The 16699-nt window shown below is 44.4% G+C and carries 11 protein-coding genes and 1 riboswitch; of the genes, 3 read left to right on the top strand and 8 right to left on the bottom strand.

Annotated features, from left to right (window positions below; translation table 11 throughout):
- The first annotated feature begins 80 nt into the window (after positions 1 to 80).
- Together K5Q92_RS12725 and K5Q92_RS12720 are read left to right on the top strand one after the other, a co-directional pair.
- A complete protein-coding gene (locus K5Q92_RS12725) occupies positions 81 to 1202 on the top strand; it encodes a multidrug effflux MFS transporter (RefSeq protein ID WP_220769374.1) in 1122 nt (373 codons plus the stop codon).
- Between the two features lie 350 nt (positions 1203 to 1552).
- The gene (locus K5Q92_RS12720; RefSeq protein WP_220769373.1) at positions 1553 to 2221 is read left to right on the top strand and encodes a YoaK family protein; all 669 of its coding nucleotides are present in this window, start codon (positions 1553 to 1555) and stop codon (positions 2219 to 2221) included.
- Positions 2222 to 2282: 61 nt separating this feature from the next.
- Here the strand turns inward: K5Q92_RS12720 and K5Q92_RS12715 are convergent, their stop codons facing one another.
- Positions 2283 to 2777: a peptidylprolyl isomerase gene (locus K5Q92_RS12715; protein WP_220769372.1), complete on the bottom strand. Its 495-nt coding sequence runs from the start codon at positions 2775 to 2777 to the stop codon at positions 2283 to 2285.
- A 374-nt stretch (positions 2778 to 3151) separates the two neighbouring features.
- Here K5Q92_RS12715 and K5Q92_RS12710 point away from each other — a divergent pair, with 374 nt between their 5' ends.
- Positions 3152 to 4537, top strand: coding sequence for an aminotransferase class V-fold PLP-dependent enzyme (locus K5Q92_RS12710; protein WP_220769371.1), 1386 nt, complete (start codon positions 3152 to 3154; stop codon positions 4535 to 4537).
- A gap of 112 nt (positions 4538 to 4649) precedes the next feature.
- Here the strand turns inward: K5Q92_RS12710 and K5Q92_RS12705 are convergent, their stop codons facing one another.
- From K5Q92_RS12705 to K5Q92_RS24455, 7 genes are all read right to left on the bottom strand, one after another.
- The gene (locus K5Q92_RS12705) at positions 4650 to 7019 is read right to left on the bottom strand and encodes a bifunctional diguanylate cyclase/phosphodiesterase (protein WP_259649568.1); all 2370 of its coding nucleotides are present in this window, start codon (positions 7017 to 7019) and stop codon (positions 4650 to 4652) included.
- A complete protein-coding gene (locus K5Q92_RS12700; RefSeq protein WP_259649567.1) occupies positions 7006 to 7947 on the bottom strand; it encodes a transporter substrate-binding domain-containing protein in 942 nt (313 codons plus the stop codon). Before K5Q92_RS12700 ends, K5Q92_RS12705 begins: the two co-directional genes overlap by 14 nt.
- Before the next feature lie 419 nt (positions 7948 to 8366).
- Entirely contained in the window at positions 8367 to 9917 is a 1551-nt protein-coding gene (locus K5Q92_RS12695) for an Ig-like domain-containing protein (protein WP_220769370.1), read from the bottom strand.
- A gap of 386 nt (positions 9918 to 10303) precedes the next feature.
- Complete coding sequence (locus K5Q92_RS12690) at positions 10304 to 11185, bottom strand: helix-turn-helix domain-containing protein (RefSeq protein ID WP_220769369.1); 882 nt, start codon at positions 11183 to 11185, stop codon at positions 10304 to 10306.
- 171 nt (positions 11186 to 11356) lie between these two features.
- Positions 11357 to 12454 (bottom strand): cysteine synthase A, encoded by a 1098-nt coding sequence (locus tag K5Q92_RS12685; RefSeq protein WP_220769368.1) that lies wholly within the window; start codon positions 12452 to 12454, stop codon positions 11357 to 11359.
- 212 nt (positions 12455 to 12666) lie between these two features.
- Positions 12667 to 13827, bottom strand: a complete 1161-nt coding sequence (locus K5Q92_RS12680; protein WP_220769367.1) for a histidinol-phosphate transaminase — start codon at positions 13825 to 13827, stop codon at positions 12667 to 12669.
- A gap of 223 nt (positions 13828 to 14050) precedes the next feature.
- Positions 14051 to 16234: an immunoglobulin-like domain-containing protein gene (locus K5Q92_RS24455; protein WP_220769366.1), complete on the bottom strand. Its 2184-nt coding sequence runs from the start codon at positions 16232 to 16234 to the stop codon at positions 14051 to 14053.
- A gap of 70 nt (positions 16235 to 16304) precedes the next feature.
- A riboswitch (cyclic di-GMP riboswitch) is annotated at positions 16305 to 16388 on the bottom strand.
- Between the last annotated feature and the right edge of the window lie 311 nt (positions 16389 to 16699).

The following is a 16699-nucleotide window of genomic DNA, read 5'->3' as shown; positions in this document are numbered from 1 at the left end:
ATTATTGTAATCGACCTTTTCTCGGGTCGCTATACTCCTTCCCGCAATTTAGCTACAGCATTAAACATTACGGAATTACCATGAATAAAAGACCCGAGATCTGGTTAATCACCAGCTTGATGATGTTTCCACAAATCGTCGAGACCATCTACAGCCCAGTACTACCCGATATTGCGACCGCCTTTAATGTCAGTCAGCAGGCAGCCTCACAAACGCTATCGATCTACTTTATTGCATTTGCTCTAGGGGTCATCATTTGGGGACGTTTAGCCGATATTATTGGCCGTAAGCCCAGTATGTTACTGGGTTTGATGAGCTACGCCGTGGGCTCAATTATCGCTATCAACAGCCAAGAGTTTGAATATCTACTACTGGCGCGAAGCTTGAGTGCATTTGGCGCTGCAGTAGGCTCAATTGTGACCCAAACGATGCTACGCGATTGCTTTCAAGGGCCTGAGCTTGGCAAGGTATTTTCAATTATGGGCATGGGAATTGGGATTAGCCCAGCGCTAGGTCTTATCTTAGGTGGCTTGCTTGCCAGTCTATCGGGCCATAGTGGTGTATTTCTAGCCCTAGGATTACTGGCTATTACTCTACTGTTGTTATGTGTTTGGCGACTACCGGAAACCCAAAGTAAAAGAGGTAAGCCCACCTCCTTGAGAGTACTCGCGATAAAGATGGGAAAAGACACTATGATATGGCGTAACGCTATCTTGGTTGCCAGCTTTAACCTGATGCTTTTTGGCTATTACTCGCTGGCACCATTTATGTTTACTCAGCTTGGCCTAAACCAGAACCAGTTTGGAGCAAGCGGTATTGTACTCGCCATTGGAGTGCTAATAGGTAGTGCCACAAATAAGCATTTAATCAGCAAAGGTTGGCAAGGGGAGGCATTACTCTCATTGGCTTGTATTGCCGCTCTAATTGGCGCTATCGGCGTGTACCTGAGCCAATCTAATCTGTTATTTTTGCTGCCAATGATGCTTGTCGTCATCGGCTTTGGTATCGCCATCCCCAATATTCTCAGTCAGGCATTGGTCAATTATAAAGATGCGGCGGGCACTGCTGGCGCATTATTTGGTTTGATCTATTACCTGATATTAGGTGGAGGATTATCTCTAGCGGCATTAAATCACAACTTAGCGCAAGTTCTACTTTGTTGCGCACTAACCAGTGTGCTGTTAAGCCTTAAAAAAAGTTAAGCTAGCAAAGATCAAGCATCACTAATTTTCTTAGTGATGCTTGACGCTTTAGACTCAATAGCAGCATTGCCAACCGCTCACAAAACCAGTCTTAGGCTCCATCAGTATAAACTGGGGAGCTCATGCTGTTTCTAATACGAACAACCTCTGTTTTGCCTAGCATTCACAGTACTTTTGCGATCTATACTGCAGTTTAGTATGTTGATAATTGGCAAAATATGAACCTTAGTCCAAAAGCGTACGTCTTGCGGATTTAACGTCCACATTTCCCTAATTTCAAGACTCAATAGTCCACCTACTTTACTGCTCTCAAATTGCGCGGTTGATTGGAGGGCAACTAAGGCAATACCGTGATTTCTAGACTTCCTAAATGGGTTGAGTATGGCGCGTTTATTCTGGCTTTTACCGCGGGTAGCGTGAATGCCATCGGCCTGCTGGGTTTCGAGCACCAATCGGTCTCCCACTTATCTGGCACGGCAACCTTGGTCGGCACTCAGCTATTAAGCTCATCGCCCACAGTCTTGTTCCATCTACTAGGGATCTTAGTCAGCTTTATGCTAGGCGCGGCACTTTCGGGCGCATTTCTCTCCGGCAGCAGTGTCAAACTGGGACGTCATTACGACACCTTGCTACTTATCGAGGCGGGCTTTCTGCTGTTTGCTATCTATCTACTGCAAGATGGCACCTATTACGGTCACTACATGGCATCGGCGGCTTGCGGCCTACAAAACGCACTGGCAACCACCTATAGCGGAGCGATTGTACGTACCACTCATGTTACGGGAATTTTCACCGACCTCGGCATCATGCTAGGCGGCGTGTTTAAAGGCGAGAAATTTGATAAGCGTAAAGCCATACTGTTTATCTTGATCATCGCGGGCTTTATCTCTGGCGGCGCACTGGGGGCTTACCTTTTTGCTAAGCTGCAATTCTTTGCCCTGCTGGCCCCCGCCGCCATCTGTATTGCGCTGGCGATAAGCTACCGTATCTATAAGATCCAGACGGCAGTGAAACGCTAAATAAACTGATAATAAAAAAGCGCCTTAAGGCGCTTTTTATTATCTCAGAGTACACAATCGATTACTGATTGATGGTCACTTTCTCAATGATAATCGCCTCTCTTGGCACATCATCATGGTCACCTTTAGAAGTCGTTTTAGCACGGCCTATCTTTGTCACCACGTCCATACCTTTAGTCACTTGACCGAATACGGCGTAACCCCAACCAGCGTTGGTCGTTGCGGTATGATCTAAAAAGCTATTATCGGCCAAGTTAATAAAGAACTGCCCTGTTGCCGAATGCGGTGCATCGGTACGCGCCATAGCAATGCTGCCACGAACATTCTTAAGGCCACGGTTAGCCTCATTGACAATTGCAGCTCGAGTCGGCTTCTCTTCCATCTCGACAGTAAAACCACCACCTTGGATCATAAAGCCTTTTATGACTCGGTGAAAAATCGTGCCTTCATAAAAGCCTTCTTGGCAGTACTTGATAAAGTTCTTAGCGCTAACAGGCGCCTTTTCCAAATCCAACTCTATCTCGATATCACCTAAGTTGGTGGTAAAAATAATCATGGTCTCACTCTCTCATTATGCGCTTATGCGCCTGCTCACTATTTTACTCTTAGTTGTGGGCAAAAATGAGTTGTGTTTAAAAATATATTTCCAGCTTCTTTGGGAGTAAAAACATAAAAGAGTAACTTTTGCCCAATAAAAAACCAAAACAACAAAAATGCAACACAAAGCGTCAAAATAATGACTTTACCATTGATAAATAAGGGTTTTTATCACTAAACGCTAACAGCAAGTGTGGGTAAAATCACATCTTTAACCAGTCTAAGCCTATATAATCCCCCATAAACAACACGCCTTAAACACTAACAAGCAATAAAGATAAACAAAATATATAAGCATTTATTTTTATTAGAAAATATAACAAGGAAAACCCCATGACCAAAATCTCTGAAGCAAGCTTAGCCAACGCAGGACGTCGAGGTTTTTTAAAAACGACAACAGGCGTTGCCCTTGCAGCAGTCGGAACAAGCTTACTCCCAGCCACTGCACACGCGAGCAGTGATAATCATATTGAACCTTTCCATGGTCATGGGTCTGAGCATGGTTTTTGGAATAAAGTCCGTAATGAATTTATTCTAAATAAGCGCACCACTTACATGAACATCGGTACCTCTGGCACCATGCCAAAACGCGTATTAAAAGACTATAACCGCACCAACGAGCAGATCTCGATCAACCCTTGGAATAGCAATGTTCCAACCATAAATTATGCTAAGCAGATCGCACCAAGCTTTGGTGCCGATGAGCATGAACTCGTGCTAAGCCGTAATACTACCGATGGTTTATGTACCATTATCAACGGCCTGCAGTTTGAATATGGCGATGTTATCTTAACCACTAACCATGAGCACCCAGGTGTTACAACACCACTAAAGCATGTCGCACAGCGCTATGGCGCCGAAGTGATCGAGTTGGCGCTACCTGTATATACGCCAAACAGTGAAGTAAGTGCAGATGACTTCGTGCAAGTCTTTAATGATGCAGTCAACCTATATGGCAACCGCGTACGTTTGATGGTTTTCTCGCACGTGACTTTCACCACTGGCACCACCTTGCCTGCTAAGCGCATCTGCCAAGAGGTCGCTATTCCAAATGGTATCGTCACTATGGTTGATGGCGCACATACACCAGGTATGTTCAACCTTGATTTCCATGATATCGACTGTGACTTCTACTCAGGAGCTGGCCATAAGTGGCAATGTGGCCCAGGTGCTACAGGCTTCCTTTATGTACGTGACAACGCTAACCGTCTATTCGAGTTCTGGAGCGATCGCGAAACACCACTATGGTTTATCAATAGCTCATCAACAGCTACAGCAGTGCAAGCGAGATTACAATCGATTGGTCAAGATAACTACCCAGCTAAGCGTGCATTAGCTGATTGTTGTGCGCTTTGGGATCAGATTGGACGTGATGCAATTGAAGAGCGCATTCTAGACTTAAGCGCCCTTTGTAAGAAGGAGCTTGCCAAGAAGTTCCCAGATGCGATGATCTTCGCCCCTAATATTCGCGAGCTATCGAGTGGCCTAACCTCCTTCAACCCATTCGATGATCTAAATGATGGTGAACTACTCACCGAGTTCCGTGACCGTTTACACGAAGAGTATGGCTATATCGTTAGAACCACCTCTTTTAATTTAGATCCATATGACACAGTTAAGACCTACTCTCTGCGTATTTCGACTCACCTTTTCCACGATAACGATGACGTTAAAGGCTTGGTTAAGGCGATGAAGCAACTGCATCGCGAAATGAGATAACCCATATATAGAAAACGGCCCGTTTGTTATTGTTAAAAATAACAAATCGGGCCGTTTTTTTTATCACAAAATTGAGCCTACAAGGAGAGGAGCGATACCTATCGCCCATGACTTAGCCGGCCCGCTCTACTCTTTCAACCAAGCCAATATTATGCTGCTGCCGCAATAGCAGACGAGTAAACTCAGCCGCTGGGACTGGGCGACTAAAGAGGTAGCCTTGACCATACTCACAACTACGCTGCTGTAAAAAAGTCGCTTGCTGCTCAGTTTCGATCCCCTCGGCAACCACTTTAAGCTGTAACGACTTCGCCATCGCCAATATCGCCGATACCAAGGATGCATCCGATGAACAGGTAGTCATATTATTAATAAATGCCCGATCAATTTTTAGCTTAGTAAATGAAAACTTCTGTAAGTAACTGAGCGCCGAATAACCAGTGCCGAAATCATCGATAGATAAACCAATACCTAGCTGCTTAAGATAAGAAAGCATCTTCATCAGGGCGTTATCTTGCTCTATCAACAAGCTCTCGGTCACCTCCATATCCAGCTGACTCGCAGGCAGACCAGTCTGTAGCAATATATCAACGATACGCGACTGCAACTGCTCGCAATATCTAAACTGAACACTAGAGAAGTTAATTGCAATCTTAATAGGACTAATTGCCTGCCATGCTGCAGCCTGGGTGCACGCCTCAAGCAATACTATGTCACCGAGTCGATGGATAAGGCCATTTTTCTCCGCAAGCGGAATAAAGTCCTCAGGCGAGACAAAACCAAGCTCACTATCTGTCCAGCGCATTAAGGCTTCGGCTGCGACAATTTTACGACTGTTCAAATCCAGTATCGGTTGATAGTAGATCTCGATATCACCTTGCTGAATGGCCTGATGCAAACGAACATTGAGAGCAAAGTTTCGCTGCACATCAAGGTTCATACTCTCATCATAAAAACTAAATCCATTTCGGCCCATATCCTTGACGCTATATAGTGCGGTATCGGCACGCTTTAGCAGCGTCGCAGCATTGTTGCCATCTTTAGGATAAATAGACATACCAATACTGGTCGAAACAAAAAACTCTTGTTGTTCAATATGAAACGGTTTTTCAAACACAGATAGAATACTACTAGCGACCAGCTTGGCTGAGTCTTGGTGTTGAATATCGGGCACGATAACCAAGAACTCATCACCACCTAAACGTGCCACGATATCTGTACTCCGTACAGACCTAAGCAGGCGCTCGCTAGTTTGCTTTAATAACAGATCCCCTGCGTGGTGTCCTTCTGTATCATTAACTTGCTTAAAGTTGTCTAAATCGATAAACAACAACAGAATTTGTGTCTGTGTCGCATGCGCCGCACGAATCGCTTCCTGCAAACGAGCCATACCATGGGTACGATTAGCCAGATTGGTCAATTCATCATGGGTCGCTTGATAAGCAAGCTTGCTTTCCGACGCCTTACGCTTAGTGATCTCTTCATGGAGTTGGGTGTTTTGCATTGCCAACTTCTGCTGTTGCTCAGAAGATAGCTCAACTTGGGTTTGCAGCACTAGGTTAGCATTATTGATCCGCATCAAGTAGATCAACCCCATAAATACTGGCAGTGCCAAAAGGGAGATTGCGGCAATAAACCAAGCCGATGTAAAAATATCTTGCTCACTGACAGGCTCAAACCAACTCTCTAAGAAAAAAGGTGTCGAAACAACCTGCTTCTCAAAGTAGATGATCCTTGAGGTTTCACTATAGTAGCTCGTGGTGCCAAGTTCGCGGTCTGAGACACAACCGTTGAGTGAGTTCCACACAACAATGTCTCCAACTGGCGTCACTAAGGTTAAGCAACTGCCGCTATCGTGGTGTTCTTGTGTCGACAACATACGGATCAGCAGATCTGTATTTAGGCTCGCCACTAAAATCGCTACGGGCTTATTCTGATGATAAATAGTCTGCAGCAAATGAATTTCAGGCCCATCCTCACCAGAAACGACCAAGATCTTATGACTAAGGGTCTCCATCTCCTTAAAAGGTAGTTGGTTGATATCAAAAGCACTATCTGGCTGAGTATCGACAATGACACTTTGGCCTACCCCCACTATCATCACCCGAGAGTAAATAAGCTGACCATCCATCTTATTCGACTGAGTAAAGTTATCTATGGTTCGAGTTAGGTTAAATAGGCTAGAACCTAAGCCATACTGCAACGACATACCAGCGGCTAAATTAGAGAAATAGGTACTAACGTCCCGTTTCATGCTCAGGTTAGTAATATTCTTTTCACTGGCACTGATGAAAAAACTTAAGTTTTCAGTGTAATTACTAACTCTTAGATTAAGCGCACTATTTTGTGACTCTTTTAATCGACTCTGGCCCAAATTGGTGACAGTCAAAATAAGAATTAAATAGGCACTCAGTAAGATACCGGCAATGATGATAGCGGTTTTGCTGTTAAACCATTTGAACTGTTTCATGTTACTTTTTGGCATCTAATGCCGCTTTATCAAAATAGTCTTGATAGTAATGAAATACTGTAGGGTAATGCTTCTTCACTAACTCGTTATAGCTGCCGTCTGCGCGGATCTGTTTCAAATACTGGTTGAAGGCTTGTCGAAGCTGTGGCGAATCTTTGCGAAAACCAACCGCCATTCTCTGCTCTTCGGAGATGGGACCAATAATCTTAATCTCATTTGGCCATTTATCTATCGCTATCAGTGAATCAGCAACATCTAGTAATGTTGCTTCGGCTTCAACACTAAGTAGAAATGGCACCATTTCGTTCAACTGCAACTGCTTAGCGGGTAAAATAACATTGGCTTGGGTTTCGTACAGCTCATACAGATCGGGATCGAGACAAGATTGCTTCATAGCGATAATATCGCGCTGGCTCAGCATCTCCTTCACGGTTAAAACATCATCCAATTCAGAACCACTGGGGTTAATTGGGTTCAGCTCCGATTCAGTGCGCGCAACTAGCCAAACCGCAGAGGGAAAGTAATCATCGGAGAAAGCTACAATCTCCTCACGCCAATCTAAAACCGTAAAACCATTAGCAATCACATCGCCGATTATCGGCTCAGGTTCGCCATAAACGACTCTATTATTAATGAACTGGCCATTACGCCCGGTCAGCATGCCAAAAACGGTTGTCCATGTGGCGGGAATAAACTGATATTCAACTCCGAGGTGACGAGCGAAGTCTTGCATTAGCTCAATATCGAGACCGCTATGAGTGACCTTATTGCCTTCTGAGTACTGAGAAACGAAGTTTGCATAGGGTACTCCTAGGTGGCGCAACACCCCTTCAGCTTTTACCTCGGCTAAATCCCTTGCCATGACTTGAGATGCGAACACCCAGAAAAAGAAAAGCACCACCAGTGGGCCTTTGCTCAAAATAGAAGCGAACTTTAATTTCACTTACAACCTCATCAAAAAAATCTCACGACTTTAGAGCCGTTTAGGCAGGGTTTTAGAGCGTGGAGTATACCGTTAGTCGATGTAAAATCTACGACACAAGCTACACTTTTAAAAATCATGATTGAATATCACTAAATAGCTGGTGAAAAAGAGAATAGATAAGATAAAACAATCGCATACAACACAAATCCACAACCTGTCAGCAACAAGAGATGCAAACTTATTACGATGCTGGTTACACCTAAATGGATGGCTCCCCCTGAGAATCCAATGGTAAACACAAAAAGCTCAATCTGCTGAATGCTCATTGAAGATATTGGAGACTGTGCAAACATGAAGGTAAGCCCCTATCGGAATCGAGAGGCTAGGAATGAAAACAAGAAAGCCCCTTAACGGGGCTTTCTTGTTTAATGACTAAATTACTGATGCATCTTTTTAATTAGAGCGGCACGTTCGTCATAATCTACTTTATGACAGCCTGAGCAACTGTCTTTAGAGGTATTCCAAGGCTGAACATATTTGCCATCTTTAGAGAAGTTTTCAGGACTAGAAGCTGGGTAGTCTAAGTTAATTCTAAAGAAATGCTTATCCTTTGGCATATGGCAAGTCTCACACTTAGCGACAAAGCTGTGAACCTCTAGCTCTGGCGTGAACGGCTTATCATAGTGACAATCGACGCACTGCTTGACCATGGCATTTTCATGACCAGGTTGATCATCGTTGATCTTAGATTGATGTGGGTTATGACAGGTATGACAGGCCATATCATGCTTCTTACCCGTGATCTCGCCCGTATTTGCATCCATTCCTAAGAGCGCATCCCCCGCCACTCGACCACCAATATCATAAGGGATAGTTCTGCCACCGATGCTGTCTCCGCCAAAGTCTTGGTTGTGCTCGCTGATAAAGGTTGGGAACTTACGATTGGTCTTTTTACTGTGGCACTCAGCACAGGTAATCGCTTTGCCAAAAGCCATATCCGCTTGCAGTAAGTCAGAGGTATAACGGCCCTTTGCAATGCGGTCAATATCATCAGCCGACTGGCTCTGAATATGCTTACTTCCAGCGCCATGACAGGCTTCACACTGAATCCCCGTCATCTCAAATGTACCTTCGATACCTTCAAGACCATCTTGGTGATTTGGGTTCAAAGGCGAGTCTGGAGTGTAATCTTTCCAACCCGTTGTATGGCAGTGGCCACAATCAAATGGATGTGAATCAGGCTCACCACCAGGCGCATAACCAGAGATATGGTCGATGGTAAAGTCCTCACCATTTTCAGGTAATATCGCACGCACTCCAGTCCCCGACAGAATATAACCATTACTATCAAGATACATGGCGGTGCGGTAATAACCACCGATCACATAGCTCACTTCATCCCAACTATTCGGCGTGCCTGCGCTATTGTCTGCGCCATACAGCAACTCGACCGAACCCTCTAACGATGAGAACGGGAACTGTGGTGCCTCACCGTTTTCAATCTTGCTTAGCTTAAAGTTATGGCCTGTTTCTAAGAAGGTCGCTTTATCTGTATGGCAGGTTAAACAGGTTTGTGTTCCCACAAAGTGACCCGTCTCAGTTGCTGCAGAGACCTTAATTGTCACGGTTGAATCATCAGTCGCACCTTGCGGGTCGGCAACCGTGTAACTAAACACAACAGTGCCAGGCTGTTCTGGAGTAAACAGCAATTGGTTGTCTTTAATGACCCCAGTGCCTGAACCTTCGGTTAACTCCACAACTGTTAGCGTTAGCGCATCGCCATCAGGATCGGTATCGTTAGCAATGGCATCGACCATTACCGGAGTGCCAACAATGGCTGTTGCCGTTGTTGGTTGGGCAACTGGCGGATTATTATCACTTGTTGGAGGCGTCACGGCATCATCATTGTCAGAGCCACAGGCGACCAATAAGGTGGCCATACTCGCGAGTAACACTCTTTTATAGCAAGCGGTTAAATTGTTCATCATGATATTCCCTGCAAAACTATCATTGCACTTTTATTTAATTTGTTATGTTTTTCACTGTTCAAAAGTCATCACAGCTTCCGGAAGCAGAAATAACTCTTCTAAAAATAAAGATAAAAATAAACTTAAAACCAACACCTTACATTTCAAAAAGTCGCAAAAGGCCCTCATGCCAAATTGAAGACATGAACAAAATTGATTACAAACTTAAGTTTCTTTTATCTAAATTTTACAAAACAGAAAATAGTCAATTAACGACACTGGCGTAATGGATTTTTCATCCCAAAAATGGTGTTTTTCGTACCTAGTAACGACAATGTGAACTCAACAGCTATTTATCGCTTAGCACTTCAAGTTCACTATATGCCCAAACTAAGTAAGGATAAGAGTTAAGGGACAGGGGTGACTGAACTGTCTTTGAATTGAGAAGGCGTCAGTTGGGTGTGACGCTTAAAAAACTTCACGAAATAGGTCACATCATCGAAACCTAACTCATAAGCAATTTCTTGAATTTTAGCGCTGCCAATCATTAGCCGACGCTTTATCTCAAGAATGGCATGGGCATCAATTAACTGCTTGGCAGTTTGACCACTGGCTTGCTTACACATTTGGTTCAACGATTTATAAGAGATATGCAGCATCTCGGCATAGTCTGACGCCTCACGGGTATGCGCAGCATTACTCTCAATAAGCAATAAGAACTGTTGAAAACGTAACGCCTGAGTTTCGCTAAGATGCTGAGCGTCCGTTTTGCGCTCAGCTGCCAAGGCCACCAACAGTGACGAAAACAACAGCTGCACGAGTAACTGTGATTCCACTTCCCTTTCCTGAGCCTTATTGATCTCAAGCAGCAAACTGTCACAAGTATCAACCAAGGCGGAGCTTAGGCTCAAAAGTGGCTGCTGTGAACTCACCAAGTGGGTAGGAGTAAAAAAAGGGATGCGAATATTGGTTAAAATAGCATTTAAGAAGTCTTCGGTAATATTGATCATCTTACCTTTAGGGCGACTCTTCAGATCAAAAGCATGCACTTGGTGTTTGTTGACAAAAATAAAGCTTCCCCGTTTAAAAGGATGATATTTAAAATCCACAAAGTGACCGCCTTCCCCTTCTGTAATATAAATAAAGCAGAAGTAATTAATCCGATGAGGCTTTGATGGACAAAAATTACACTTAGATAACTTGGTATAGAAATCCTCTAAATCTAAGATCTCTACACCAGCTTTTTGAATGTTAGGCGCTCTAAACTCAACACATGGAACACTCTTCATCGACTTTATGCCTACAGTTCAAGATCCGCAAAAGCCAAACATTGCTCGCTTAAGGGTAAAACGCTAAAAACTACTTTAGTGAACTATCTAATGCCATAGGCTAATAATCAATAAAGAGGCAATGAAAATAAAACTCAGCTCTCAATCTAAACCGATTACGAGTATATCCGATTAGCCTCGCACCTCCACTACGGCGGATAACGACTGCTCTTGATAACGAGTAAACATGGCTAGAGCTGATTCGCTCTCACCACTGAAACCTTTCTCGCTGAGAAATTGCTCATTATAAAGCTTCGATGAAGAACGCTCAGGAAGATCGCAATAAAAGGTCACTATGGTTTTTCTTCTGCCCATCTTAGCCGCCGCATAAAGGGCGCCAGCAACGTTGAGCGCCGCACTGCTTCCGAGCACTATTCCATCATGCTCTCTTACATGACGTGCGATGGCCACTAAATCGACATCGGGCAAGGTAATGGCTTTATCGATCTTCGCCTGGCGAAAGTTTTCGACGCTTCGCATAATACCTATCCCTTCGGTAAAGGAACTTCCACTAGCAACATATTCGCCAGTTTTTAAGTAGTTATAAATCCCTGAACCATCGGGATCCACCAGCCAAGTTTGCAATTGTCTATTCTTAGTCGATAGAAAGCGGGAGTTACCCGCGATGGTGCCACCAGTGCCAGCAACCGACACCAATGCATCGATTTTACCTTGAGTCTGACGCCAGATCTCTGGCCCTGTATGGCTAAAGTGGGCCTTGCTGTTACTGGTATTTTCAAATTGATCGGCCCACCAGTAATTCTCATTCTCTGCACCGAGGCGCTTAGCCGTATGATAAAAATGATCTGGGTTGGCAAACGGGCAGGCGTCCACCAGCTTAAGCTCGGCATCATAAAGCAAGACCATCTGTTCTTTCTCACGCGCCTGCCCCCTTGGCATCACAACTAACATCTTGAACCCCATAGCCTTAGCCACCAGAGCTAGACCAATCCCCGTGTTACCTGCTGTGCCTTCGACGATTGTCATACCAGGAGTTAACTTGCCACTCGCAATGGCATCTTGAACCATCTGCAGGGCGGCACGATCTTTAATCGAGCCACCGGGGTTTTGCTGTTCACACTTAAGTAAGATCTCACAACCGCTTAGCTCACTCAGGCTGTTAATCCTAAGTAGATCGGTATTGCCGATAAGCTCAGTGATATTACTGGCAATGCCATGGGGGGCAAATAACTGATGGTCAAAACTTGAGGAGGATGAGGAAACTGACATAGATAACAATCTCTGTTGCAGATACTCATTCAATATTAGGCACAGATTTGATTTAAGCCAAGTCACTGGATGTAAAACAAATAGCTTAATTTAAATCACTCACTGACCTTTAACTCCAAAGGGGCAGCTCTTAAAGAAGAGCCGTTTTTTATCAAACCTCTGCCAGTAATGCTGGGCTCAATACTGGCAGAGTAAAAGTAACCTAACCTAACCTACACCCAGCCCAATTCGCGAAACTTTACTAGGGTCTTGCTGAAATATTGCATTTGCGCGAGGGTGCCGATAGAGAGGCGGTTCCAACCTTCGCCATGGTTAAATGGACGACCGACCAAAATACCAGCTTTTGCCATACGCTGCATATACAGCTCACTGTCACCGTTCACCTTATGGAAGATAAAGTTGGTCTCGCTTGGTAGATAATCTAAACCTAGCTCAGTTAACTGTTGATACACCAAGGCCTTAGCCTGACTATTAGATTGTAAGCTTAACTCTAGCCATTTAGGGCTCTCAAGACTGGCCTTAGCGGCTACACAGCCAATTAAATTAGCATTGTCGATACTCGCCTGAGCCTGCATCTGCTTAATTAACTCACTATGAGCGACACCATAGCCAACACGCAGCCCTGCAAGAGCGTAGATTTTGGAAAACGTTCTGCACACGACGATATGCTGCTGACCTTGCTTGATTCTTTCAATCGCAGACACAAACCCAGCTTGCTGCACATACTCCACATAGGCTTCATCGACGATAAAACTTAGCTGGCTTGATGCCTTATCTAACCACTGATTAAGCTCGCTTTGAGGCAGTAGCAACCCCGTCGGGTTATTAGGGTTACACAGGTACACGATTGAAGGACCATTGTGAGCCGCGACCTTCGCCTTCATGGTGGCAATATTCGTTTGCCAATTGTCATCTAGCTTTACCTTCACGACGGGGACACCACGCGCCATGGCGTAATCGATGATCACCCCGTAACTTGGATCTGGCATCACCAATTGAGTGTTAGTTTGCACCAACGCATCCAGTGCCATCTTTAAGACTTCTGATGAGCCATTGCCATAGATAAGTTGCGACTCTGCCACTGATATATTCTCTGCAATCGCCGTCATCAATTGACTGCGCGCGGCATCAGGATAGCGCCAGGCATTAGGTAGTGCCTCTGCCACAGCTTGCTGCGCTTTTGGCGCAAGACCAAGAGGGTTTTCATTAAAGTTTAACGGTATCGCGTCATCAACAATCACCCCTGTCGATGCTGCCGAGGTCGTCGCTGTAGAGATTGAGGTTGAGCTACACCCTAAGGTGGCCAAGCTTGATGCGGCGGCACCTGCATATAGGAATTGACGACGACTTAATTTGAAAGAAGAACCTTGCATACTTAGTTATTATTATTGAATTAATATATGCAGCAGATATTCTTATTAACTGTCCTCTTTCGCTAGTCCATCTGTCATGATTTGCTGCCAAGATCACACTTTCCCACAAAGCTAACCCTATATAAATAAAGAATAAATTAGCAGTGTATTTATTGTGTAAAAAAGCCCCATCACATCGACGAGGCTTTAAGATATTCATGCTATGCAAGCATAGCATTCACGATTAACGTGCGAACCAGGCATCTTGCCAAGCACTACCTGTACCAGGTGCATAGTAACTCGCAGCGCCGCTACACCAACCGCTGTTTGGCCAAGGTAGACACTCATACACGCCACCAGCATTAGTCACTACATCACCAGCTTGGTATTGGGTTCCTGCTGCATAAGCTGGATAGTCACCACCCTCGCCATCTTCCTCAACCAAGCTAACGCTCGTGCGACGAGTCAGTTCTTGCTCAGTTGCATTAACCACAACTTCATAGCTACCGGCCGTTAAACCAGTTGCAGACAAGGTTAATGCTGCAGTGTTTGCAGTATTAACCTCAGTGTTTGCAAATACGCTATTACCTTGCACTAAGCTAGCTTCAATCACCATAGCTTGGTTAACGCTTGCGCTAAATTCGATAGTCACACTACCTTGATCAAGCACATAGCGTGGTGAGATCCCGCTTACATCAAGAGTTGGCTTAACCACTGGAGGTAGGCCACCATCACAGTCGCTATCTCCTTGCGCTCTCCATACCCCCCACTTGCCAGTCGTCCCCGGTTCATCACCTCGAGTTTCCCAGCCAGCTAACCAGATTTTACCCACATGATTAACGATATCGCCATAGCGATAAACACGGGTGCTATCCCAAGTATTTTCACATTCTGCCCCGACCTCATTCACGCTAACCTTACGTACAACCTCAGTACGTACAGCGGCACTATCCGTAACGGAATAAGTCAACAAGTACTCACCAACAAGGTTAGTATTCACTTCACCTTCAACACTTATTTGCGATGTTAAATCACCATCTTCTGCATCTATCGCGCTAACACCAGACATAGGGTTAAACGCAGTTCCAAGTACTATCGTAGTATTAGTAACGCCTCTAATTTCAGGTCTAGTGTTATACACTTCTACACTACGAAGCTGCTCAGTCAAATTGCCATCGCTATCGGCGACTCGATAAGTCAGCGCATACAAACCCAAAGTATGAGTATCAACTGAACCTGTTACTTGGATATCACGGCTTAAGTCGCCATCTTCCATGTCATTCGCTCTCACGCCTGCTAAGGCATCAAACTGATCGCCTAACTTTACGCGAGCGTTAGTAAGGCCAGAAAAAATTGGCTTACCGTTATCAGGCTCAGGTGGCAAAATGTCTTGGCCATGGATAAATGGACCATAGGCTTTAATGAACGATTCGTTATACGCTTGACCCGCCGCATTTCGCCCCATATCCCAGTTAACAGACCAAGTCATCACGCCACGCAGTGGCTGACCTTGCGCTTTTAGCTGTTCAAATGCCGAGTATAATTTTTGAGGCTCTTTAACATAGCCAGTTGCTGCGGCGTCAATATTTGTAGGAAGACCAAACACCAATTTGTCATGGGGGATCTTAGTAAAGCCGTTACTGCCATTCGCTAGCGCATCAGCAATATGGTAGATAAACTCTTGCTTAAGGCTATCGTTGTTTTGAGCAATCCAACCTATACCATCAATATAGATCCCATCTCCACCTTGGTTATAAAACTGCGGGTTAATCCAGTCGTAATAACCCTCAAGCGCGGTGATATAAGGCACATATTTACCACTTGACGTTAAATATGGAAACTCAGGCGCCATAGTGATCAGAAAGTTTTTACCTTGTTCACGATAATAATCTTTAACAATACGCAGTGCCGCAGGGATCACAGTTTGGTTGTCAGCAGCAGTAATGGCAGCTTGTTCCAAATCGATATCTAAACCATCAAAACCATACTGCTCAACTAAGCGAATAATTTCATCGGCAAGAGCTTGCTCTTGACCGTTACTCAACTCGATATGAGCATCCGCACCACCTAATGCAATTAATACGGAGCGCCCTTGACTGTTCAACTCACTGATCTGCTCAATAAACTGCGCCTCGGACAATCCAACTTCTGGGGCAAGCTGAAACGTCGGAATACTGCCTACTGCGCCATAGACTTTCATAAACGACACATCAATTACATTATATTGTGGATCAACATCGGTTAAGGTTACACAAGGAGCAATTCCTCCCTTATAACCGGTACCGTCACACCAATTGTGCCAGTAACCCACAACCACACCTGCTTGTGGATTTACCATCTCGTTACCATTGGCGACTGCTGAAGCAGAGGTCATGCCTATTGCCAACGCTATGCTTGCGCCGAGCATGTTTCGTTTTAATAATTTCATCAATTTATCCCTTTTCATTAGCTATCGAAAAGTAACAAACAGGCGAACAGAATGTGCAGCCTGTGTCACTTGTGGTAGCGCCACTGCCATAGGCATTGCCTTTAGGCTGGAAGCTTTGCGTCACCCGCTTTCACAGGCTTTGCCTTTATCATCAAGTGCAGCCAGTGCACCTACAAAATTGCACAGATTATTATCTGCAGCACTAATCTTGTAGAGGCAAACATACACACAATCAACACATTAGAAATTAAAATATATAATAATCATAAAAAGACGATTTTTTGACGGGTAAATTTCTGATTAATAATAAAATTAATAAAACAAAAAACCACATTAACACCCCGAAAAAAGCCGGTAAAACATGATTAAGGAGTTTAATAAACCGCAATTAACCCCACCCCATTGAGCAATGCCAATAAAACATCACTTTCATTAAAAATGTCATTTTATTGGTGTGAATAATAA

The sequence above is a fragment of the Shewanella sp. MBTL60-007 genome (genome assembly GCF_019654915.1).
Taxonomy (GTDB): domain Bacteria; phylum Pseudomonadota; class Gammaproteobacteria; order Enterobacterales; family Shewanellaceae; genus Shewanella.
This window is presented reverse-complemented; position numbering and strand designations above follow the sequence as displayed.

Coding starts and splice junctions, on each gene's coding strand:
- K5Q92_RS12725 (WP_220769374.1), top strand. CDS start 81: ATGAATAAAAGACCCGAGATCTGGTTAATCACCAGCTTGATGATGTTT.
- K5Q92_RS12715 (WP_220769372.1), bottom strand. CDS start 2,777: ATGATTATTTTTACCACCAACTTAGGTGATATCGAGATAGAGTTGGAT.
- K5Q92_RS12710 (WP_220769371.1), top strand. CDS start 3,152: ATGACCAAAATCTCTGAAGCAAGCTTAGCCAACGCAGGACGTCGAGGT.
- K5Q92_RS12705 (WP_259649568.1), bottom strand. CDS start 7,019: ATGCCAAAAAGTAACATGAAACAGTTCAAATGGTTTAACAGCAAAACC.
- K5Q92_RS12695 (WP_220769370.1), bottom strand. CDS start 9,917: ATGATGAACAATTTAACCGCTTGCTATAAAAGAGTGTTACTCGCGAGT.
- K5Q92_RS12690 (WP_220769369.1), bottom strand. CDS start 11,185: ATGAAGAGTGTTCCATGTGTTGAGTTTAGAGCGCCTAACATTCAAAAA.
- K5Q92_RS12685 (WP_220769368.1), bottom strand. CDS start 12,454: ATGTCAGTTTCCTCATCCTCCTCAAGTTTTGACCATCAGTTATTTGCC.
- K5Q92_RS12680 (WP_220769367.1), bottom strand. CDS start 13,827: ATGCAAGGTTCTTCTTTCAAATTAAGTCGTCGTCAATTCCTATATGCA.
- K5Q92_RS24455 (WP_220769366.1), bottom strand. CDS start 16,234: ATGAAATTATTAAAACGAAACATGCTCGGCGCAAGCATAGCGTTGGCA.